Source organism: Pseudomonas sp. P20 (assembly GCF_016463925.1).
GTDB lineage: Bacteria > Pseudomonadota > Gammaproteobacteria > Pseudomonadales > Pseudomonadaceae > Pseudomonas > Pseudomonas aeruginosa.
Genome location: NZ_JAEMVM010000008.1, coordinates 298703 through 320019, shown reverse-complemented (window position 1 = coordinate 320019; position 21317 = coordinate 298703). Strand labels below are relative to the sequence as shown.

Here is a 21317-nt window from a genome sequence, read left to right as displayed (position 1 = left end):
GCGGCACTTGGCCACGAAACAGATAGGAAGACCTTTCAGCCTAAGATGGGGTTAGGCCCGGGAAAAAACAAGCGTGCCAGTCGGAAAAGAAAAGGGGCCCGAAGGCCCCTGCTCTTTCATGCCTCAGGCGCAGCCTTGGCTGGCTTTTCGCTGTTCTCGTAGATCATCAGGGGTTGCGACGAGCCATCGATGACACTCTCATCGATGACCACCTTGCTGACATCCTGCTGGGAGGGAATCTCGTACATGGTATCGAGAAGGATACCTTCGAGAATTGAACGCAAGCCACGTGCACCGGTCTTGCGTTCGAGCGCCTTGCGGGCAACCGCCTTGAGTGCGTCCGGACGGAATTCGAGATCGACGCCTTCCATTTCGAACAGCTTGGCGTACTGCTTGGTGAGAGCGTTCTTCGGCTCGGTCAGGATCTGCATGAGCGCAGCCTCGTCGAGCTCATCAAGAGTCGCGATCACCGGCAAACGCCCTACAAACTCGGGAATAAGACCGAACTTGACGAGATCTTCCGGTTCGACTTCCTTGAACGCCTCGCCGACCTTCTTGCCCATCTCCTGACTGCGCACTTCGGCATTGAAACCGATGCCGCCGCGCGCGGAACGGTTCTGGATGACCCGCTCCAGACCGGCGAAAGCGCCGCCGCAGATGAACAGGATGTTGCGCGTATCGACCTGCAGGAACTCCTGCTGCGGATGCTTGCGACCGCCCTGCGGCGGTACCGAGGCAACGGTGCCCTCGATGAGCTTCAGCAGGGCCTGCTGCACACCCTCGCCGGAAACGTCGCGAGTGATGGAGGGGTTGTCCGATTTCCGGGAAATCTTGTCGATCTCGTCGATGTAGACGATGCCCATCTGGGCCTTCTCCACATCGTAATCGCACTTCTGCAAGAGTTTCTGGATGATGTTCTCGACATCCTCGCCCACGTAGCCCGCTTCCGTCAGCGTGGTCGCATCGGCGATGGTGAACGGCACGTTCAGCAGACGTGCGAGGGTCTCGGCCAGCAGGGTCTTGCCCGAGCCGGTTGGGCCGATCATCAGAATGTTGCTCTTGCCGAGCTCGATATCGTCCTTCTTGTCACGCTGGTTGAGGCGCTTGTAGTGGTTGTATACCGCTACCGCCAGAACCTTCTTGGCCCGCTCCTGCCCGATCACGTACTGATCGAGGATGGTGCGGATCTCTTTCGGCGCCGGAAGTTTGTGCCCACTACTTTCCGCCTGCGCTTCCTGCACCTCCTCGCGGATGATGTCATTGCACAGGTCGACACACTCGTCGCAGATAAAGACCGAGGGGCCGGCAATCAACTTGCGCACTTCGTGCTGGCTCTTGCCGCAGAAGGAGCAATACAGCAGCTTGCCGTTGTCCTCGCCGTTGCGGGTATCAGTCATTCGATCGATCCAATGGGTAGCTTCAAACACAAGATGAAGGCAATTGTGGGCATTTTCAAGCCCACGAGGCGGCCGAATGTCTCGACCGCCAGTATTGCGGAGCCTTAGACGGCCAGGTCGCGCTGGGTCATGACCTTGTCGATCAGGCCATACTTGACGGCTTCGTCACCGCTCATGAAGCGGTCACGATCGGTATCGCGGGCAATGACGTCCAGGGGCTGGCCGGTGTGGTGCGCCAGGATCTGGTTCAGACGCTCCTTGATGAAGAGGATTTCCTTGGCATGGATCTCGATATCCGAGGCCTGGCCCTGGAAACCGCCCAGCGGCTGGTGGATCATCATCCGCGAATGCGGCAGGCAGTAGCGCTTGCCGGCGGCACCGCCCGCAAGCAGCAGGGCACCCATGCTGCACGCCTGACCGATACAGGTGGTCGAGACGTTGGGCTTGATGAACTGCATGGTGTCGTAGATGGACATCCCGGCAGTCACCGAGCCACCCGGCGAGTTGATGTAGAGATGAATGTCCTTCTCGGGATTTTCAGCCTCCAGGAACAGCAACTGGGCAACCACCAGGTTGGCCATGTAGTCCTCGACCTGGCCGACCAGGAAGATGATCCGCTCCTTCAGCAGGCGCGAATAGATGTCGTAGGCGCGCTCGCCGCGGGCGGACTGCTCCACCACCATGGGCACCAGGCCACCGGCGGCCTGGATATCGGGAACGTGCGGAATAAAAGAGTTGCGAGACATGTCTTGCGATCACTCCCTAACAGATAGTGAAGCCTCAAAGACGCACAAGCCAGCACTAAGGCTGGCTTGTGGGATTCGAACGAGAGGAACGAATCAGGCCGCTTGCGGAGCTTCGGCCGGCTTGACCGCTTCTTCGTAGGATACCTGCTTATCGGTCACAGTGGCCTTTTGCAGGACAGTATCTACGACTTGTTCTTCCAGTACAACAGAACGGACTTCGTTCAGCTGGGGCTCGTTCTTGAAGTACCAGGCGACGACCTGCTCGGGCTCCTGGTAGGCCGAGGCCATTTCCTCGATCATTTCGCGAACGCGACCTTCGTCGGCCTTCAGCTCGTGCTGCTTGACCACTTCGGCGACGATCAGGCCCAGCACCACACGGCGCTTGGCCTGCTCTTCGAACAGCTCGGCCGGCAGTTGGTCAGGCTTGATGTTGCCACCGAACTGCTGGACGGCCTGCACGCGCAGACGGTTCACTTCGTTGCCGATCAGGGCCTTGGGCACTTCGATCGGGTTGGCCTGCAGCAGACCTTCCATGACCTGGTTCTTGACCTTGGACTTGATCGCCTGGCGCAGCTCGCGCTCCATGTTCTTCTGCACTTCGGCGCGGAAGCCATCGAGACCGGTTTCCTTCACGCCGAACAGAGCGAAGAACTCTTCGTTCAGTTCCGGCAGCTTGGGCTCGGCTACGCTATTGACGGTAACGGTGAACTCGGCAGCCTTGTTGGCCAGGTCCAGGTTCTGGTAGTCCTCGGGGAAGGTCAGGTTGAGCACACGCTCTTCACCGGCCTTCGCCCCCACCAGCCCTTCTTCGAAGCCGGCGATCATGCGACCGGAGCCCAGTACCAGCAGGGTGCCCTTGGCGGAACCGCCGGCGAAGGCTTCGCCGTCGATCTTGCCGACGAAGTCGATGTTCAACTGGTCATCGTTCTGGGCGGCACGCTCGACCATTTCGAAACGGGTGTTCTGCTTGCGCAGGACATCGAGCATGTTGTCGACATCAGCATCGGAAACTTCGGCCTGCAGGCGCTCGACCTTGATGTCTTCCAGGCCGGAAACGGTAAATTCCGGGAAGACTTCGAAGGTTGCGATGTATTCCAGGTCCTTGCCTTTCTCGAAGGACTTGGGCTCTACCGACGGCGAACCGGCCGGATTCAGCTTCTGCTCGACCACGGCTTCGTAGAAGGTTTCCTGGATCAGATCGCCCATGGCTTCCTGGCGCGCGGAAGCTTCGTAGCGCTGACGAATGACACTCATCGGCACCTTGCCGGGGCGGAAACCTGGAATCTTGGCACGACGGGCGGTCTGCTGCAGACGCTTGTTGACTTCGGTCTCGATACGCTCGGCAGGCACACCAACGGTCATGCGGCGCTCAAGAGCGGAAGTGCTTTCAACAGAAACTTGCATGGATATTCCTCGTTGCACAGACGTAAGCCGGTCCTTCCGGCTCCCAGAATCAAGGGCATGCATTCTAGTAGAGGGAAAAGCAGAAGTCACCCCGCCAGGGTGCAGGCGGATCCCCGGGGTGTTTCCGGCCGCTTCCGCCGATCGCAGCCCGATCTCGAACGAGTCGCTGGAGCTTCGCCGGAAGCGGGCGCATATAATGCCAGCCGATTCCGCTCCGACCGATGAAACCCTATGGACTGCCCTACCCTCAGCAAGGTATTGCTCGTCGAAGACGACCAGAAGCTCGCCCGCCTGATCGCCAGTTTCCTTTCCCAGCATGGTTTCGAAGTGCGCCAGGTGCATCGCGGTGATGCCGCGTTCGCCGCCTTCCTCGACTTCAAGCCGCAAGTGGTGGTTCTCGACCTCATGCTCCCCGGACAGAATGGTCTGCAGGTGTGCCGGGAGATCCGCCGGGTCGCGAACCTGCCGATCCTCATACTCACCGCCCAGGAGGACGATCTCGATCACATCCTCGGCCTGGAGTCCGGCGCCGACGACTACGTGATCAAGCCGATCGAGCCACCGGTGCTGCTCGCCCGCCTGCGCGCCCTGATGCGTCGGCACGCGCCCCTTCCCGCCTCCCCGGAAAGCCTGACATTCGGCAAGCTGAACATCGACCGACGGCGGCGCGAAGCGGAACTCGAAGGCCTCGGCATCGAACTGACCACGATGGAGTTCGAGCTGCTCTGGCTGCTGGCCAGCCAGGCAGGGGAAATACTTTCCCGCGACGAGATCCTCAACCAGATCCGCGGCATCGGTTTCGACGGCCTGAACCGCAGCGTCGACGTCTGCATCAGCAAGCTGCGCAATAAACTGAAGGACAATCCGCGCGAACCGGTCCGGATCAAGACCGTCTGGGGCAAGGGCTACCTGTTCAACCCGCTGGGCTGGGAGCTCTGAATGCTGCGCCTGTTCCTGCGCCTCTACCTGCTGCTGGCCCTGGGGTTCGCCGCCGCGATCTTCGTGGTCGACCATGTCATCGACGCGTTCTACGACAGCATCGTCGAGAACTATCACCGCGACGCCGTTCGCGGCCAGGCCTATTCGCTGGTGGAAAAGCTGGCCCCGCTGGACCAGGCCGGACGCCAGCGACAGCTCGAAGACTGGCGTCCCCACTACGGGCTCGAGCTGAGCCTGACGGATGCCAGGCAGGCGAAGCTGACGCAGGAAGAGCAGGCCCTCCTCGACAAGAACCTGCTGGTGGTACGCGAGGACTTCACGGAATTCATCAGCCGCATCGACGCGGGCCCGCAACTGCTCGACATCAAGCTGCCGCCGGAACCCTCGCTGACCCCACTATTCACCGTGCTGGCCTACATCCTGCTCGGCGTGCTGGTCGGCATCGCCCTGCTGGTATGGGTCCGCCCGCACTGGCGCGACCTCGAGACCCTGCGCCTGGCCGCGCAACGCTTCGGCGACGGCGACCTGTCATCGCGCACGCGCATTTTCCGACGCTCCGACATCCGCACCCTGGCCCAGCACTTCAACCAGATGGCCGACCGCATCGAAAGCCTGATCAGCAACCAGCGTGAACTGACCAACGCGGTATCCCACGAATTGCGCACGCCGATCTCCCGCCTGTCCTTCGAACTCGAGCAATTGAACAAGCAGGTCGACGCCGAAGTACGCCACGACCTGATAGAGGACATGCGCGCCGATCTCGGCGAACTGGAGGAAATGGTCTCCGAACTGCTGACCTACGCCCGCCTGGAGCACGGCAACGTCGGGAGCCACCGGGAAATCGTCGACGCCGCGAGCTGGCTGGATAGCGTCGTCGCCGACGTCGCCCTGGAAGCCGAAGCCGCCGGAGTCACCTGCGAGATCAGCGCCTGCCAGGTCGAACAGATCCGCATCGAGCCTCGCTTCATGGCGCGCGCAGTGATCAACCTGCTGCGCAACGCCATTCGCCACGCACACTCGCGCGTCGAAATCGCCCTCCTCGATCAAGGCGACAGCTGTCAGATACGGGTCAACGACGACGGCCCCGGGATACCGGCGGACGCCCGGCAGAAGATCTTCGAACCCTTTTCGCGCCTGGACGACAGCCGCGATCGCAGCACCGGCGGCTTCGGCCTGGGCCTGGCGATCGTCCGCCGGGTCGCGCAATGGCACGGCGGCTATGCGGAAGCGCTGGAAACGCCGCAGGGAGGCGCCTCCTTCCGCCTGACCTGGGAGCGACCCCGTTGACAGCGGAGGCTTAACAATCTTTCACAGATTGCTGACAAAGCCGTAAGGACTGCCAGCCAGGCCCGCCCTAGCATGGGACACCTCGCCTTTCCGCCAGGTGTTCCATGTTTCGTGCAATGCATCTTTCCCTTCTCGGCTGCCTGCTCGGCACCAGCGGCTGCCACGGACTGCCGCCCGCCCCGCCAGCGCCGAGCGCCGCCGTGGGCAACTACGGCGAGGTCATCGACTATCTGCAACGCCACATCCGCCGGGAAATGGAAAGGCAGGACGTGCCCGGCCTGGCCCTGGCATTGGTCGACGACCAGCAACTGGTCTGGGCCCGCGGTTTCGGCTATGCCGACCGACAGCACAGGATCAACGCCAGCGAGCACACCGCATTCCACGCCGGCGACCTGTCCAAGCTACTGATCGCCAGCGCGACCCTGCAACTGGCCGAACGCGGCCAACTCTCTCTCGACGCCCCGCTCCAGGACACCTTGCGCGAGTTCTACGTACGCTCACGCTTCCATGCCGACCAGAGCGAGGCGGATCGCGCGATCACTTTCCGCCGGCTGCTCAGCCACCAGTCCGGCCTTCCTGGCGAACACCTGCCGCCCCTGTTCGGCGAACGCCCGAGCTCACTCGGCCAACTGCCGGCGAAAGTATCCGGCGTCTGGCTGAGCAATCCGCCGGGAACCCAGGTCGCCTATTCCAACCTTGGCTACGAGCTGGTCGGCGCGGCTATCGAGCGCAACACCGGAAAGCACTTCGAGCAGCACATGCGGGAGCACCTGCTGGACCCTTTGCAGATGACTCGCTCCAGCTTCGCCAGGAACGCCCTGCCCCAGGCGCAACGCGCCCACGGCTACAGCGACGGCGGCGGCGGTCGCCCCGGCTCCGCCGCCGCCAGCGACCTCCCGGTCAACGACCTGTGGAGCAGCCCGGTCGACCTCAGCCGCTTCGTCCGCATGCTGTTCGCCAACGGGCGCCACAAGGAGCGCCAGCTTCTCCGGAAACACTCCGTCGAGGAGATGTTCCGCCAGCAGAACGCCGGCAATGCCCTGGACTTCGACTGCCAGGTGGGCCTGGCCTGGTTCCTGAGCCCGTGCGGCTCCGCGCCGCTGGAAGGGGGCATCCGTCACTATGAGTACGCCAGCGCCACCCCAGGATTCAGCGCCCATCTGATTCTGCTGCCGGAACAGCGCCTCGCCGCCATTGTCATGAGCAACGCCGATGACAGCGGGTCGCTCACTGCCTCCCTGGCCCGGCAAGCGGCGTCGCTCATGCTGCAGGTCAGGCAGGGCGCTCGTCGCCCCGCCGTACAGCCCACCCCCGCGCGCGCCCCCGCACTGAAGGTGCCGAGCTCGGAGGACCGGCGACAGCTATACGGTCGCTACGCAACCCGCCAAGGCCAGGTTCGCCTGTACGAGCGCCGGGGTCGCCTGTACGCGGATTTCGGCGAACAACGCGTGGAACTGTTGCGCGACACCTCGGGCTGGCTGCAGATGAGAAAAAGACTGCTGGGATTCTGGCCCGTCGGCGTGGACAGCGCCGGACAGTTGCAACTGGACGTGGTCAGCTACGGCCAACGCCGAATCCTGGTGTCCCGCCGCCACGGCCAGGCCGCCTACCTCGGCGAGCGCATCGAGCCGACACCCCTGCCCCAGGCCTGGACCGAAGCCGTCGGCACCTACCGCGTCGCCAGCACGAGCCGGCACAGCTACCTGAACGGCCTGAGCATCAGGATCGAAGACGGCTTCCTGCTGGTGCGCGGGCAAGCCGGAGGAACCCGCTCCGGCGAGTTCATCCTGCAACCCATCGACAGCGCACACGCCGTCCTGGCCGGCAGCGGCCAGGGCCTGGGAGACACCTTCAGTCGCGACTTCGACGGTCTGAACGCGCTCGGCTACCGCTTCGCCCAGCAAGACACCAAGGCACGTCCCTGGCTGCAACGGAAGGAGTCCCCATGAGAAACCCCTCCCTGTGCCTCGCCGGCACGCTCGCCAGCCTCTGCTCCGCCGCTGTCGCCGAAGAGTGGCATGACAGCATCGGCCTGGGCGTCCTGGTGGAATACCGTTTCTGAAACGCACCGAGAGAGAATACGAACATGTTCACCGCCTTCGCCTTCCGCGGCCGCCAACCTTATACCGTTCGCCGGAACACAGCCCAGGGCGCGACCTTGCGCCCGAAACTGGCGAACCGGCCGGATGCGCCGGCTTCCGCCGGGAAGTCCTGAACTGCGGAGCGTCTACGGCCTCATTGGCAACGGATCACGCCGCTGGCGATTTCGTCGTCGATGGAGCGCAGCGCATCGGCATCCTGGTGCATCTGCTCGATCACCTCGAGCAGGCGCTGCGCCAGCTTCGGATCGTTCGCCCGCTCGACGGCGCGCATGACCTCGACCGCAGCCGATTCATGATTGTTCGCCATCTGCTTGAGAGCCTTGCGCAAGCGCTGCTCGGTCCATTTCATCGACATGTCGCTTCACCCAGACTGCATATACGGACCCGCCAGGAACGACAGGCTCGCTTAAGAGCGCCGGACCCGGAACAAGTTCAACCTGCCGTCGCGCCCATGAGGGCGGATTGGGTACCGGAAAGGCAAGCGGAGAAGAGATCGTGAAGCGCAAACGAAAACGCCAGGCACAAGGCCTGGCGCTTCGAAATATGGGGTGGACGATGGGAATCGAACCCACGACACCAGGAGCCACAATCCTGTGCTCTACCAACTGAGCTACGCCCACCATATCGTGAATCGTGCCGGACGTTCCGGCTTCAACCGCAGCGGCCGGACAAGCCGAGCCTGAAGGTGGTGCGGACGGAGAGACTCGAACTCTCACGCCTTGCGGCGCTGGAACCTAAATCCAGTGTGTCTACCAATTCCACCACGTCCGCGGGACACTGCTTGGAAATGAAAACGCCAGGCCCCGGGCCTGGCGCTTCGGAATATGGGGTGGACGATGGGAATCGAACCCACGACACCAGGAGCCACAATCCTGTGCTCTACCAACTGAGCTACGCCCACCATATTACGACTTGCGGTAAAACATCGCCTGCTTCTTGCCGATTCGCCGAATGGCGCACCCGGCAGGACTCGAACCTGCGACCATCCGCTTAGAAGGCGGATGCTCTATCCAGCTGAGCTACGGGCGCTTTATTCATCTGCATTCAATGCTGAGCGCAAACTTTAAGCTCTGGCAATCACAAAGTCAGCAACCGACTTGCTTTACCTCTTACCCTGCGTCCGGCTGTGCTCGGCAAGCGGGGCGCATGTTATACAGGGGGCGAAAGGCCGTCAACGGGTTTTTTAAAAAAATTCAGCTATATAAAGGAGTTACGGCAAATCCGCGGGTCGCCTCCTTTGCCCCGGGCGGCGTCCATGCGAAAATGCGCGTCCTTTTTCCACCCGATTCGATGGTTACCCTTCCGACATGACCGCACAACTGATCGACGGCAAAGCGATCGCCGCCAACCTTCGCCAGCAGATAGCCCAACGCGTGACCGAGCGCCGCCAGCAAGGCCTGCGCGTTCCCGGCCTGGCGGTGATCCTGGTCGGCACCGATCCGGCCTCTCAGGTCTATGTGGCGCACAAGCGCAAGGACTGCGAGGAAGTCGGCTTTCTCTCCCAGGCCTACGATCTTCCCGCCGAAACCAGCCAGGACGACCTGCTGGCCCTGATCGACCGCCTGAACGACGATCCCGCCATCGACGGCATCCTGGTCCAGCTACCCCTGCCCGCCCACCTGGACGCCTCCCTGCTGCTGGAGCGCATCCACCCGGACAAGGACGTGGACGGTTTCCATCCCTACAACATCGGCCGCCTGGCCCAGCGCATGCCCCTCCTGCGCCCCTGCACCCCGAAAGGCATCATGACCCTGCTCGCCAGCACCGGCGCCGACCTGTACGGCATGGATGCGGTCGTGGTCGGCGCCTCGAACATCGTCGGCCGGCCCATGGCTCTGGAGTTGCTGCTGGGTGGCTGCACCGTCACCGTGACCCACCGCTTCACCCGCGACCTGGCCGACCATGTGTCGCGTGCCGACCTGGTGGTGGTCGCTGCCGGCAAGCCGGGACTGGTCAAGGGCGAGTGGATCAAGGAAGGCGCCATCGTCATCGACGTCGGCATCAACCGCCAGGCCGACGGCCGACTGGTCGGCGACGTGGAATACGAAGTGGCAGCGCAACGCGCCAGCTGGATCACCCCGGTGCCGGGCGGCGTCGGGCCGATGACCCGCGCCTGCCTGCTGGAAAATACCCTGCACGCCGCCGAACACCTGCACGACTGAGGTCGCCGGTAATGAAAAGCCCCGCGTTCGCGGGGCTTTTCATTTATCGCTGCGGGTTCAGTCGGCCAGGCGCCAGGTAGTGCCGCCCTTGCCATCCTCCAGCACGACGCCCATGGCGGTGAGCCGATCGCGAATCCGGTCGGACTCCGCCCAGTTCTTCGCCGCCCGCGCCTCCAGGCGCGCCTGGATCAGCGCCTCGACCTCGGCCGCATCGACCTTGCCCTCGGCGCCCGCCTGCAGGAAGGCTTCCGGCTCCAGTTGCAGCACCCCCAGCAGGCCAGCCAACTGCTTCAGGCGCGCGGCCAGCGCGGCCGCCGCCGACAGGTCGCTTTCGCGCAGACGATTGACCTCCCGCGCCAGCTCGAACAGCACCGAGCAGGCACCCGCGGTATTGAAGTCGTCGTCCATCGCCGCGGCGAAGCGCTCGACATACTCCGCCGCTTCCGCCGGCGCCGCCTCGGGCAGCCCCTTGAGCGCGTTGTAGAAACGGTCCAGGGCCGCCTTGGCCTCGCGCAGGTTCTCCTCCGAGTAGTTGATCGGACTGCGGTAATGGCTGGCGATCAGCAGGTAACGCACCACTTCGGGGTGATATTTCTCCAGCACTTCGCGGATGGTGAAGAAATTGCCCAGCGACTTGGACATCTTCTCGCCGTTGATGGTGATCATCCCGCAGTGCAGCCAGGACTTGGCGTAGGGCTTGCCGGTCGCGGCCTCGCTCTGGGCGATCTCGTTCTCGTGATGAGGGAACTCCAGGTCGTTGCCACCGCCATGGATGTCGAAGGAATCGCCCAGGCAGCAGGTGGACATCACCGAGCATTCGATGTGCCAGCCCGGGCGCCCCTCGCCCCAGGGCGACGACCAGCTCGGTTCGCCAGGCTTGGCGCCCTTCCAGAGCACGAAATCGAGCGGATCCTCCTTCGCTTCGCCCGGCTCGATCCGCGCACCGATGCGCAGGTCCTCGACCCGCCGCCGCGACAACTTGCCGTAGCCAGCGAACTTGCCGACCCGGTAGTACACGTCACCGTTGCCCGGCGCGTAGGCATAGCCCTTGTCGATCAGGATCTGGATCATCGCGTGCATGCCGGCGATGTGATCGGTGGCGCGTGGCTCCTGGTCCGGCTTGAGGATGTTCAGCCGGGCCTCGTCCTCGTGCATCGCCGCGATCATGCGCTCGGTCAGCACATCGAACGGCTCGCCGTTCTCGTTGGCGCGATTGATGATCTTGTCATCGATATCGGTGATGTTGCGCACGTACGTCAGGTCGTAGCCACGGTGGCGCAACCAGCGGGTGATCACGTCGAACGCCACCATGCTGCGGCCGTGGCCCAGATGGCAGTAGTCGTACACGGTCATGCCGCACACGTACATGCGTACCTGGTTGCCGACCAGCGGCGTGAAGACTTCTTTGGTCTTGCTCAGCGTGTTGTAGATCTGCAGCACGGTCTTTCCTCAGCCCTGTCCCCAGGAGTCACGCAGGGTGACGGTACGGTTGAACACCGGCTTGCCCGGCCTGGAGTCCTTCAGGTCGGCGACGAAATAGCCTTCGCGCTCGAACTGGAAGCGATCCTCCGGGTTCGCCTGGCCCAGCGACGGCTCGGCGCGACAGCCGGCCAGTACCTGCAGGGAGTCGGCGTTGATGTTGTCGAGGAAGCTGCCGCCCTCTTCCGCCTTCTCCGGATTGGCCGAGCGGAACAGCCGATCGTACAGGCGCACTTCGCACTCGACGCTGCCCTCGGCCGGCACCCAGTGGATCACGCCCTTGACCTTGCGGCCTTCCGGGTTCTTGCCCAGGGTGTCCGGATCGTAGCTGCAGCGCAGTTCGACGATATTGCCGTCGGCATCCTTGATCGCTTCGTCGGCACGGATCACGTAGCTGCCGCGCAGACGCACCTCGCCACCGGGGATCAGGCGCTTGTAGCCGGCCGGCGGGACTTCCTCGAAGTCACCGGCATCGATGAACAGCTCGCGACCGAACGGCAGTACGCGCACTCCCATGTCTTCCTTCGGATGACGCGGCAACTCGAGGTTCTCCACCTGCCCTTCGGGGTAGTTGGTGATCACCACCTTGAGCGGTTTCAGCACGCACATGGCACGCGGCGCGGTGGCGTCCAGGTGGTCGCGGATGCTGAACTCGAGCATGCCGATGTCGACCACGCCGCTGGCACGGTTCACCCCGATCATCTCGCAGAAGTTGCGGATCGACTCCGGGGTGTAGCCACGGCGGCGATAGCCGGACAGGGTCGACATGCGCGGATCGTCCCAGCCGCTGACATGGCCTTCGTCGACCAATTGCTTGAGCTTGCGCTTGCTGGTCACGGTGTAGTTCAGGTTGAGCCGGGAGAATTCGTACTGGCGCGGTTGCGCAGGTACCGGCAGGTTGGCCAGGAACCACTCGTAGAGCGGACGATGGTCTTCGAATTCCAGGGTGCAGATCGAATGGGTGATGCCCTCGATGGCGTCCGACTGACCGTGGGTGAAGTCGTAGCTCGGGTAGATGCACCACTTGTCGCCGGTCTGGTGGTGATGCGCATGGCGGATGCGGTACAGGATCGGATCGCGCAGGTTCATGTTCGGCGAACCCATGTCGATCTTCGCCCGCAGCGAACGGGCGCCGTCGGGGAACTCACCGGCCTTCATGCGGGCGAACAGGTCGAGGTTCTCCTCCACCGAACGGTCACGGTAAGGGCTGTTGCGGCCCGGCTCGGTGAGGGTGCCGCGGTATTCGCGCATTTCCTCGGGACCGAGGTCGCAGACGAACGCCTTGCCGGCCTTGATCAGCTCGATGGCCCAGGCATGCAACTGGTCGAAATAGTTGGAGGCATAGCAGACCTCGCCGGACCACTGGAAGCCCAGCCACTTGATGTCGGCCTCGATGGCATCGATGTACTCCTGGTCTTCCTTGGCCGGGTTGGTGTCATCGAAGCGCAGATGGCAATCGCCAGCGAATTCCTGGGCCAGGCCGAAGTTCAGGCAGATCGACTTGGCGTGGCCGATGTGCAGGTAACCGTTGGGCTCCGGGGGGAAACGGGTGACGATCTTCGCGTGCTTGCCGGCATCCAGGTCGGCTTGAACGATCTGGCGCAGGAAGTTCGGGGCGGCGGTGGTCTCTGGCTTGCTCATGGGATCCTTGGTCATGCTCTCGCCCGACCAGGGTAGGCCGGGCAAATCAAAGCGCTTATCATAGCCGAAGCTGTCAACCCCCTGACAGGCCTTCGATTTTCACGACAAAGCGGATTACCCACATGATCAAGCTGCATACCAACCATGGCGTCATCACCCTGAAGCTCGATGAAGAGAAAGCCCCGGAAACCGCGGCGAACTTCAAGGAGTACGTGAAAAGCGGCCACTACGACAACACCGTCTTCCACCGCGTGATCAACAACTTCATGATCCAGGGCGGCGGTTTCGAGCCGGGCATGAAGCAGAAGCCCACTCGCGCACCGATCAAGAACGAAGCCAACAACGGCCTGACCAACAAGGTCGGCAGCATCGCCATGGCTCGTACCATGGACCCGCATTCGGCCAGCGCGCAGTTCTTCATCAACGTCGCCGACAACGATTTCCTCAACCATACCGCCCCCACCACCCAGGGCTGGGGCTATGCCGTCTTCGGCGAAGTGGTCGAGGGCATGGACGTGGTCAACAAGATCAAGGGCGTGGCCACCACCATGCGCAGCGGCCACCAGGACGTGCCGGCCGAGGACGTGATCATCGAGAAGGCCGAAATCGTCGAAGAATGAAGCGATGAGCGTCCTGTTCATTTCGGACCTGCATCTCGAAGCGGAACGCCCGGACATCACCCGGGCGTTTCTGTCTTTCCTCGATGAGCGCGCCCGTCGGGCCGAGGCCCTGTACATCCTCGGCGACTTCTTCGAAGCCTGGATCGGCGACGACGGCATGGACGCCTTCCAGCGCTCCATCGCCCAGTCCCTGCGCCAGGTGGCCGACGGCGGTACGCGCATCTACCTGATGCACGGCAATCGCGACTTCCTCATTGGCAAGGCGTTCTGCCGCGAGGCCGGATGCACGCTGCTGCCCGACCCGAGCGTGATCGACCTGTACGGCGAGCCGGTATTGCTGATGCACGGGGACAGCCTGTGCACCCGCGACGAGGCCTACATGCGCCTGCGCCGCTGGCTGCGCAACCCGCTCACGCTCTGGGTACTGCGCCACCTGCCGCTGGCCACCCGGCACAAGCTGGCACGCAAGCTGCGCAAGGAAAGCCGCGCGCAGACCCGCATGAAAGCCGTCGACATCATCGATGTCACACCCGAAGAAGTGCCCCGGGTCATGCGCGGGCATGGCGTGCGTACCCTGATCCACGGCCACACTCATCGGCCGGCCGAACACCCGCTGGACATCGACGGCCAGCCCGCCCGGCGCATCGTGCTCGGCGACTGGGACCGCCAGGGCTGGGCCCTGGAGATCGACGCCAACGGCCATCGCCAGGCGCCCTTCCCGCTCTGACCCACCCCAGGCCCGCCATGCGGGCCTTTCAGCGAAGCATTATGCGATTCGCATTTTTTCCGCCGTCCATCTTGACGTCGCGGGCCACCTTTCAGCAGGATCGCGCTCCCCCACCCCGCATCAAGGAATGATCGTGATCATCTCGAAGGGAAACCTGATCAAGTTCGTCGCCGCCCCCCTCGGCATGCTCGCCCTCGGCTTCGGCCTGTTCAACGGCGTGTTCTTCTATAACGAAGCCGGCTTCATGACCCACGTAAGGACCATCTTCGGCGACGAGAAGATCGTCGATGACGTCGGCTACGCGACCAAGTGGTTCGGTCGCGCCACCACCTGGAAGAAGGCCATCAGCGTGCAGTCCGTGCTGGTCATGGACGATAACGACACCAATCCGGACAACGACGGCCTCGGCGCCACCATCGAGGCTTTCCCGATCGTGTTCCTCGGCAACGTCGACGCCAAGGTCGAATCTTCCGCGCGCTTTCGCCTGCCCGGCGGCGAGCCGTTCCTGAAGATGGCCCAGGAATACCGCAACCCGGACAATTTCATCCGCACCGCACTGGTGCCGGCGATCAAGGAAACCCTCCAGGCCACCGCTTCGCTGATGAGCGCCGACGACTACTACGCCGGAGCCCGCAGCGAATTCGCCGCCGAGTTCGAGAACCAGCTCAACGACGGCCTGTACCTGATCAAGCGCAAGGAAGTCCGCGGGCCGCGCGGCGCCATTCCGCACCAGACCGCGATCCTCCAGGCCGGCACCGAGCAGGGAGCGTTCGGCGACAACAACGCCAGCCAGTTCGTCACCGAGAAGGTCACCGATGCCAAGGGCATCCCGGTACGCAAGCAACAGCAGTTCCGCAAGTTCGGCGTCGAGGTGGTGGAAGCGCGGATCACCAACGTCGATCCCAACCCGCAGTACAAGCAGCGCATGGTCAAGGTCCAGCAGGCGCTCGCCGAGCTGGCGGTGGCGCGGCAGAACCGCCTGAAGGAAGAAGAGGAAAAGCTGCTGGTCACCGCCCGCGGCGAGAAGGAAGTCGAGGCCAAGCGCCAGGAAACCCTGCGCGACCAGATCGAACGCACCACCCAGGCGGAAACCGACAAGCAATTGGCGGTGATCAACGCCGAGCGCGAGAAGCAGCGCGCCGAGATCGAGAAGCAGACCGCCGAACTGCTGCGCGACAAGGCCACGGTGACCGCCCAGGCCACCAAGATCACCGCCGACGCCGAGGCTTACGCCCGCGAAGCGGTGATCAAGGCGGACGGCGCGTTGCAGCCGAAGCTCGACGCGCTGATCGCGATCAACAAGGTCTGGGCCGAAGCCGCCGCCCAGGCCCCCGTCCCCAGCGTAATGATGGGTGCCGGCGCCAACGGCGCGGCGAGCCGCCAGGACGAGATCGGCCAGCTGATGGGCGTTCTGGCGACCAAGGCCGCCCGCGACCTGGCCCTCGACCTCAAGGTCAAGGACTGATCCAGGCAGCAAAAAAAGCGCCCCGCGGGGCGCTTTCTTGTTTCCGGCTCAGGCCACCAGGTCCACCGGGAGGCCGCTGTGGAAGCGGAATTCGTTGTCCGGACTGCTGATCAGCTCGGCCTCCTTGGCCCGCACCACCTCGATCGTCCGCTCCACGTCGGCCTCGTCGCCGTACTGGTAGGCCAGCTTCAGGTAGTCCTGGAAATGCCGCGACTCGGACTTCAGCAAACCGCCGTAGAATTTCGCCAGCTCCGCGTCCAGGTGCGGCACCAGGGCGGCGAAGCGCTCGCAGGAACGCGCCTCGATGAAGGCGCCGACCACCAGCGTATCGGTCAGCCGCTGCGGCTCCTGCTTGCGCACCAGGTCGCGCAGCGCCGAGGCGTAGCGGGAGGCGCTGACATTGACCACCGGGATACCGCGTTTCTTCAGGATCGCCAGCACCTGCTCGAAGTGGCGCAGCTCCTCGCGCGCCAGGCGGCTCATCTTGTTCACCAGGTCCAGGCGGCCGGAGTACTTGCCGATCAGTTGCATCGCCGTCGCCGCGGCCTTCATCTCGCAGGCCTTGTGGTCCAGCAGCATGACGTCCTGGCGCTCCAGGGCCGCCTCGACCCAGGCGGCGGGAGTGGAACAGGCAAGGAATTGGTCGATCTCGGGCAACATGGTGCAGGTCACTCATTCTGGAAAGGGCCTGCCATGACGCTGGTCGGGGCAGGAAAGGCGGAGCATTATACGGAAGCTGCGGCGGTCGGGCAGGCCGACCCGTTTGATATGCATCAAGAGCAGCGGCTGGATTGCGTCTAGAGTTGTTTCAGCGATAACCACAAGCACTCAGGGAGACGATCATGCAAGCCATTCGCAGCATCCTCGTGGTGATTGAACCGGACCAGCTGGAAGGTCTCGCCCTGAAACGGGCACAACTGATCGCCGGCGTGACCCAGTCGCACCTGCACCTGCTGGTCTGCGAGAAGCGCCGCGACCACAGCGCCGCTCTCAACGACCTGGCCCAGGAGCTGCGCGAGGAAGGCTACAGCGTCTCGACCAACCAGGCCTGGAAGGACTCCCTGCACCAGACCATCATCGCCGAGCAACAGGCCGAAGGCTGCGGGCTGATCATCAAGCAGCACTTTCCCGACAACCCGCTGAAAAAGGCCATCCTCACCCCGGACGACTGGAAGCTGCTGCGCTTCGCGCCCTGTCCGGTACTGATGACCAAGACCGCCCGGCCCTGGACGGGCGGAAAGATCCTCGCCGCGGTCGACGTCGGCAACAACGACGGCGAGCACCGCTCCCTGCACGCCGGGATCATCAGCCATGCCTACGACATCGCCGGCCTGGCCAAGGCCACGCTGCACGTGATCAGCGCCCACCCCTCGCCGATGCTCTCCTCTGCCGACCCGACCTTCCAGCTCAGCGAAACCATCGAGGCCCGCTATCGCGAGGCCTGCCGCACCTTCCAGGCCGAGTACGGTTTCAGCGACGAACAATTGCACATCGAGGAAGGTCCGGCCGACGTGCTGATCCCGCGCACCGCGCAGAAGCTCGACGCGGTGGTCACCGTGATCGGCACCGTGGCGCGCACAGGGTTGTCCGGCGCGCTGATCGGCAATACCGCGGAAGTGGTGCTGGATACCCTGGAAAGCGACGTGCTGGTGTTGAAGCCGGACGACATCATCGCCCACCTGGAGGAGCTGGCCAGCAAGGAGTGACCGCTGGTCGGACGAAAAAGCCGCCCAAGGGCGGCTTTTTCGCTGGAGACACCGCCTATCTGTCGATCGCCTGCAGGAACGAGGGCGCGATGTAGCGCTGGTAATGCGCTTCCGACAGCAGGAAGAATTCCCGGTCGATGGCATCGCGCAGGTCCGGCAGGCTCCAGTCGCGGAATTCCGGCAGCAGTGCCACGCCGTAGGCTTCGATCTGGTTGATCAGCCGGGAACCGCGGGCGATCAACTGGTAGGCCCAGCAATAGGGGGACTGCTCGGGGACGAAACGGATCTGCCGCTGCTCCAGTTGCAGGCGCAGGCGCGCGGCGTCGAAGACTTCCAGCTTGGCGGCCATCACCTGGGCCAGCAACTGCTCAAGGCGACTCCAGACAGCCCGCTTTTCCTCGGCGTCGTAGAGGTTCCAGTTGACCACCTCATGGTGGAAACGCTTGCAGCCACGGCATACCAGGTCGCCGTATACCGTGGAGCAAAGCCCTACGCAGGGGGTTTTGATTCTTTGCGAAGACATGGCCGGGACAACGAAAACAAAGCGGCATCTTAGCCCTTTGTCTAATCAAGTTCACCCCGTGGTTCCTAGGGTTTCCGACTTAACTTTGCGTCGAGTTTCCAGTAACATTGGCCCGCCTTTTTAGGCGCCAATGTCCGTTAGAAGCTGTTTTCAAAGCGTCACGAGCACAGTTTCCGGCAGGTACGCTGGCGACGGCGCCTCCCTCAAGCGTCTCGCCAGCCCCACCCCAGCCCGCCGGCGTAAAACTTTGAAAACAGCTTCTGTCTGGAACCTGCCGATGCCCTCGTAGGTTGGTGGATTACCGTCCACCTGGGCCTGACGAGCGGATCTGCGTCGGTTCCTGGATACGTGTCCCCCGGGACCACTGATGAGGGAAATACTGTGCTTGAAGCCTACCGCAAACACGTAGAAGAGCGTGCCGCCCAGGGTGTCGTGCCCCAACCGCTGAACGCCGAACAGACCGCAGGCCTGGTCGAGCTGCTGAAGAACCCGCCGGCCGGCGAAGAAGAATTCCTCCTTGACCTGATCACCAACCGCGTACCGCCGGGCGTCGACGAAGCCGCCTACGTCAAGGCCGGTTTCCTTTCCGCCATCGTCAAGGGCGAAGCCACCTCCCCCCTTATCGACAAGCAACGTGCCGCCGAGCTGCTGGGCACCATGCAGGGCGGCTACAACATCGCCACCCTGGTCGAGCTGCTGGACGACGCCGAACTGGCCAACACCGCCGCCGAACAGCTGAAGCACACCCTGCTGATGTTCGACGCCTTCCACGACGTCGCCGAGCGCGCCAAGAAGGGCAATGCCGCGGCCAAGTCCGTGCTGCAATCCTGGGCCGATGGCGAGTGGTTCAAGGCCAAGCCGGAAGTCCCGGAAAAGCTGACTCTCACCGTATTCAAGGTCCCCGGCGAAACCAACACCGACGACCTCTCCCCGGCCCCCGACGCCTGGTCGCGCCCGGACATCCCGCTGCACGCCCTGGCCATGCTGAAGATGGCCCGCGACGGCATCGAGCCGGTCCAGCCGGGTTCGGTCGGTCCGCTGAAGCAGATCGAAGCGGTCAAGGCCAAGGGCTTCCCGGTCGCCTACGTCGGCGACGTGGTCGGCACCGGTTCCTCGCGCAAATCCGCCACCAACTCGGTGCTGTGGTTCTTCGGCGACGACATTCCGTTCGTGCCGAACAAGCGTGCCGGCGGCTTCTGCTTCGGCACCAAGATCGCACCGATCTTCTACAACACCATGGAAGATGCCGGCGCCCTGCCGATCGAGTTCGACTGCACCAACCTGGCCATGGGCGACGTCATCGACGTATACCCCTATGAAGGCAAGGTCGTTCGCCACGACAGCGGCGAAGTGGTCACCACCTTCGAGCTGAAGACCCCGGTCCTGCTCGACGAAGTCCGCGCCGGCGGCCGTATCCCGCTGATCGTCGGCCGTGGCCTGACCGAGAAGGCCCGCGCCGAGCTGGGCCTGGGCGCCTCCGACCTGTTCCGCAAGCCGGAAGCACCGGCCGATAGCGGCAAGGGCTTCACCCTGGCGCAGAAAATGGTCGGCCGCGCCTGCGGTCTGCCGGAAGGCCAGGGCGTGCGCCCGGGCACCTACTGCGAACCGAAGATGACCACCGTCGGTTCCCAGGACACCACCGGCCCGATGACCCGCGACGAACTGAAGGACCTCGCCTGCCTCGGCTTCTCCGCCGACCTGGTGATGCAGTCCTTCTGCCACACCGCGGCCTATCCGAAGCCGATCGACGTCAAGACCCACCACACCCTGCCCGACTTCATCATGACCCGTGGCGGCGTGTCGCTGCGTCCGGGCGACGGCATCATCCACAGCTGGCTGAACCGCATGCTGCTGCCCGATACCGTTGGTACCGGCGGCGACTCGCACACCCGCTTCCCGATCGGCATCTCGTTCCCGGCCGGCTCCGGCCTGGTGGCCTTCGCCGCCGCCACCGGCGTGATGCCGCTGGACATGCCGGAGTCGGTGCTGGTGCGCTTCAAGGGCAAGCTGCAACCGGGCATCACCCTGCGTGACCTGGTCCATGCGATCCCTTACTACGCGATCCAGCAGGGCCTGCTGACCGTCGAGAAGAAGGGCAAGAAGAACATCTTCTCCGGCCGCATCCTCGAGATCGAAGGCCTCAACGACCTGACCGTGGAGCAGGCCTTCGAGCTGTCCGACGCCTCGGCCGAGCGTTCCGCCGCCGGCTGCACCATCAAGCTGCCGGAACAGGCGATCGCCGAGTACCTGAAGTCCAACATCACCCTGCTGCGCTGGATGATCGGCGAAGGCTACGGCGACCCGCGCACCCTGGAGCGTCGCGCCCAGGCGATGGAAGCCTGGCTGGCCAAGCCGGAGCTGCTGGAAGCCGACAAGGACGCCGAGTACGCCGCGGTGATCGAGATCGACCTGGCCGACGTCAAGGAGCCGGTGCTCTGCGCGCCGAACGATCCGGACGACGCGCGTCTGCTGTCGAGCGTACAGGGCCGCAAGATCGATGAAGTGTTCATCGGCTCCTGCATGACCAACATCGGTCACTTCCGCGCCGCCGGCAAGCTGCTGGACAAGGTCAAGGGCGGCATCCCGACCCGTCTGTGGCTGGCTCCGCCGACCAAGATGGACGCCCACCAGCTGACCGAGGAAGGCTACTACGGCATCTACGGCAAGGCTGGCGCGCGCATGGAAATGCCGGGCTGCTCGCTGTGCATGGGCAACCAGGCTCGCGTCCAGACCGGTTCCACCGTGGTCTCCACTTCGACCCGTAACTTCCCGAACCGTCTGGGCGATGCCACCGATGTGTTCCTGGCATCGGCCGAGCTGGCGGCGGTCTCCTCGATCCTCGGCAAACTGCCGACCGTGGAGGAGTACATGGCCTACGCGAAGGACATCGACAGCATGGCTGCCGACGTCTACCGCTACCTGAGCTTCGACCAGATCGCCGAGTTCCGCGAAGCGGCTGCGAACGCCAAGATCCCGGTCGTCCAGGCCTGATCCAGCGACGCGTCGAACAAGCCCCGCCCCGTGCGGGGCTTTTTCTTGCCCGGCGAACCCCCCCGCGCCGCCTGGCATAGCGCTTGCTGTGGCAGCTATGGAAAAGCGCGCCGACGACGGCGCCTGCG

At 63.7% G+C, this 21317-nt stretch carries 17 protein-coding genes and 4 tRNA genes; 9 read left to right on the top strand and 12 right to left on the bottom strand.

The annotated features are described in order from the left end of the window. Window positions 1–116: 116 nt before the first annotated feature. From clpX to tig, 3 genes are all read right to left on the bottom strand, one after another. A complete protein-coding gene (gene clpX / locus JHD77_RS12110) occupies window positions 117–1397 on the bottom strand; it encodes an ATP-dependent Clp protease ATP-binding subunit ClpX (RefSeq protein ID WP_003087924.1) in 1281 nt (426 codons plus the stop codon). Between the two features lie 104 nt (window positions 1398–1501). Continuing rightward, window positions 1502–2143: an ATP-dependent Clp endopeptidase proteolytic subunit ClpP gene (clpP, locus tag JHD77_RS12105; RefSeq protein WP_003098129.1), complete on the bottom strand. Its 642-nt coding sequence runs from the start codon at window positions 2141–2143 to the stop codon at window positions 1502–1504. 93 nt (window positions 2144–2236) lie between these two features. Next, complete coding sequence (gene tig, locus JHD77_RS12100; protein WP_088002584.1) at window positions 2237–3547, bottom strand: trigger factor; 1311 nt, start codon at window positions 3545–3547, stop codon at window positions 2237–2239. Between the two features lie 231 nt (window positions 3548–3778). Here tig and parR point away from each other — a divergent pair, with 231 nt between their 5' ends. From parR to JHD77_RS12085, 3 genes are all read left to right on the top strand, one after another. Next, the gene (gene parR, locus JHD77_RS12095) at window positions 3779–4486 is read left to right on the top strand and encodes a response regulator transcription factor ParR (protein WP_003098126.1); all 708 of its coding nucleotides are present in this window, start codon (window positions 3779–3781) and stop codon (window positions 4484–4486) included. Next, complete coding sequence (gene parS / locus JHD77_RS12090) at window positions 4487–5773, top strand: sensor histidine kinase ParS (protein WP_003087912.1); 1287 nt, start codon at window positions 4487–4489, stop codon at window positions 5771–5773. 104 nt (window positions 5774–5877) lie between these two features. After that, on the top strand, window positions 5878–7722 hold the full coding sequence (locus JHD77_RS12085; protein WP_031756925.1) for a serine hydrolase domain-containing protein: 1845 nt from the start codon (window positions 5878–5880) through the stop codon (window positions 7720–7722). 286 nt (window positions 7723–8008) lie between these two features. Here JHD77_RS12085 and JHD77_RS12080 read toward each other — a convergent pair whose 3' ends face one another. The 5 genes from JHD77_RS12080 to JHD77_RS12060 form a co-directional block, all read right to left on the bottom strand. Continuing rightward, a complete protein-coding gene (locus tag JHD77_RS12080; protein ID WP_003087901.1) occupies window positions 8009–8230 on the bottom strand; it encodes a hypothetical protein in 222 nt (73 codons plus the stop codon). A 189-nt stretch (window positions 8231–8419) separates the two neighbouring features. Continuing rightward, window positions 8420–8495: transfer RNA gene (locus tag JHD77_RS12075), tRNA-His, on the bottom strand. Window positions 8496–8561: 66 nt separating this feature from the next. Further along, window positions 8562–8646: transfer RNA gene (locus JHD77_RS12070), tRNA-Leu, on the bottom strand. A gap of 54 nt (window positions 8647–8700) precedes the next feature. Further along, a tRNA-His gene (locus tag JHD77_RS12065) sits at window positions 8701–8776 on the bottom strand. A gap of 51 nt (window positions 8777–8827) precedes the next feature. Then, window positions 8828–8904, bottom strand: a tRNA-Arg gene (locus JHD77_RS12060). A gap of 278 nt (window positions 8905–9182) precedes the next feature. On the opposite strand from JHD77_RS12060, the gene folD reads away from it, so the two are divergent. Then, window positions 9183–10037 (top strand): bifunctional methylenetetrahydrofolate dehydrogenase/methenyltetrahydrofolate cyclohydrolase FolD, encoded by an 855-nt coding sequence (gene folD / locus JHD77_RS12055; RefSeq protein WP_003087898.1) that lies wholly within the window; start codon window positions 9183–9185, stop codon window positions 10035–10037. 57 nt (window positions 10038–10094) lie between these two features. Here the strand turns inward: folD and cysS are convergent, their stop codons facing one another. Together cysS and JHD77_RS12045 are read right to left on the bottom strand one after the other, a co-directional pair. Continuing rightward, window positions 10095–11477: a cysteine--tRNA ligase gene (cysS, locus tag JHD77_RS12050; RefSeq protein WP_003098030.1), complete on the bottom strand. Its 1383-nt coding sequence runs from the start codon at window positions 11475–11477 to the stop codon at window positions 10095–10097. A 9-nt stretch (window positions 11478–11486) separates the two neighbouring features. Further along, complete coding sequence (locus JHD77_RS12045) at window positions 11487–13157, bottom strand: glutamine--tRNA ligase/YqeY domain fusion protein (protein ID WP_003098032.1); 1671 nt, start codon at window positions 13155–13157, stop codon at window positions 11487–11489. Window positions 13158–13279: 122 nt separating this feature from the next. Between JHD77_RS12045 and JHD77_RS12040 the strand changes: the two genes are divergently transcribed. The 3 genes from JHD77_RS12040 (at window position 13280) to JHD77_RS12030 (ending at window position 15969) form a co-directional block, all read left to right on the top strand. Next, window positions 13280–13777 carry a peptidylprolyl isomerase gene (locus tag JHD77_RS12040; protein WP_003087890.1) on the top strand — a complete coding sequence of 166 codons (498 nt, stop codon included), beginning with the start codon at window positions 13280–13282 and terminating at the stop codon, window positions 13775–13777. A 4-nt stretch (window positions 13778–13781) separates the two neighbouring features. After that, window positions 13782–14504: a UDP-2,3-diacylglucosamine diphosphatase gene (gene lpxH / locus JHD77_RS12035; protein WP_003113585.1), complete on the top strand. Its 723-nt coding sequence runs from the start codon at window positions 13782–13784 to the stop codon at window positions 14502–14504. Window positions 14505–14637: 133 nt separating this feature from the next. Continuing rightward, on the top strand, window positions 14638–15969 hold the full coding sequence (locus JHD77_RS12030; protein WP_003120298.1) for an SPFH domain-containing protein: 1332 nt from the start codon (window positions 14638–14640) through the stop codon (window positions 15967–15969). 48 nt (window positions 15970–16017) lie between these two features. Here JHD77_RS12030 and JHD77_RS12025 read toward each other — a convergent pair whose 3' ends face one another. Continuing rightward, entirely contained in the window at window positions 16018–16641 is a 624-nt protein-coding gene (locus tag JHD77_RS12025; protein ID WP_004342965.1) for a tRNA isopentenyl-2-thiomethyl-A-37 hydroxylase MiaE, read from the bottom strand. 170 nt (window positions 16642–16811) lie between these two features. Here JHD77_RS12025 and JHD77_RS12020 point away from each other — a divergent pair, with 170 nt between their 5' ends. After that, on the top strand, window positions 16812–17675 hold the full coding sequence (locus JHD77_RS12020; protein ID WP_003087881.1) for a universal stress protein: 864 nt from the start codon (window positions 16812–16814) through the stop codon (window positions 17673–17675). Window positions 17676–17730: 55 nt separating this feature from the next. Here JHD77_RS12020 and JHD77_RS12015 read toward each other — a convergent pair whose 3' ends face one another. Then, complete coding sequence (locus JHD77_RS12015; protein WP_003098041.1) at window positions 17731–18198, bottom strand: DUF1289 domain-containing protein; 468 nt, start codon at window positions 18196–18198, stop codon at window positions 17731–17733. A gap of 381 nt (window positions 18199–18579) precedes the next feature. On the opposite strand from JHD77_RS12015, the gene acnB reads away from it, so the two are divergent. After that, window positions 18580–21189 (top strand): bifunctional aconitate hydratase 2/2-methylisocitrate dehydratase, encoded by a 2610-nt coding sequence (acnB, locus tag JHD77_RS12010; protein WP_003087875.1) that lies wholly within the window; start codon window positions 18580–18582, stop codon window positions 21187–21189. Window positions 21190–21317 lie beyond the last annotated feature (128 nt).

What these genes read in the sequence shown, in the direction of transcription:
- clpX (WP_003087924.1), bottom strand. Translation starts at nt 1,397, where the DNA reads ATGACTGATACCCGCAACGGCGAGGACAACGGCAAGCTGCTGTATTGC.
- clpP (WP_003098129.1), bottom strand. Translation starts at nt 2,143, where the DNA reads ATGTCTCGCAACTCTTTTATTCCGCACGTTCCCGATATCCAGGCCGCC.
- tig (WP_088002584.1), bottom strand. Translation starts at nt 3,547, where the DNA reads ATGCAAGTTTCTGTTGAAAGCACTTCCGCTCTTGAGCGCCGCATGACC.
- parR (WP_003098126.1), top strand. Translation starts at nt 3,779, where the DNA reads ATGGACTGCCCTACCCTCAGCAAGGTATTGCTCGTCGAAGACGACCAG.
- parS (WP_003087912.1), top strand. Translation starts at nt 4,487, where the DNA reads ATGCTGCGCCTGTTCCTGCGCCTCTACCTGCTGCTGGCCCTGGGGTTC.
- JHD77_RS12085 (WP_031756925.1), top strand. Translation starts at nt 5,878, where the DNA reads ATGTTTCGTGCAATGCATCTTTCCCTTCTCGGCTGCCTGCTCGGCACC.
- JHD77_RS12080 (WP_003087901.1), bottom strand. Translation starts at nt 8,230, where the DNA reads ATGTCGATGAAATGGACCGAGCAGCGCTTGCGCAAGGCTCTCAAGCAG.
- folD (WP_003087898.1), top strand. Translation starts at nt 9,183, where the DNA reads ATGACCGCACAACTGATCGACGGCAAAGCGATCGCCGCCAACCTTCGC.
- JHD77_RS12045 (WP_003098032.1), bottom strand. Translation starts at nt 13,157, where the DNA reads ATGAGCAAGCCAGAGACCACCGCCGCCCCGAACTTCCTGCGCCAGATC.
- JHD77_RS12040 (WP_003087890.1), top strand. Translation starts at nt 13,280, where the DNA reads ATGATCAAGCTGCATACCAACCATGGCGTCATCACCCTGAAGCTCGAT.
- lpxH (WP_003113585.1), top strand. Translation starts at nt 13,782, where the DNA reads ATGAGCGTCCTGTTCATTTCGGACCTGCATCTCGAAGCGGAACGCCCG.
- JHD77_RS12020 (WP_003087881.1), top strand. Translation starts at nt 16,812, where the DNA reads ATGCAAGCCATTCGCAGCATCCTCGTGGTGATTGAACCGGACCAGCTG.
- JHD77_RS12015 (WP_003098041.1), bottom strand. Translation starts at nt 18,198, where the DNA reads ATGTCTTCGCAAAGAATCAAAACCCCCTGCGTAGGGCTTTGCTCCACG.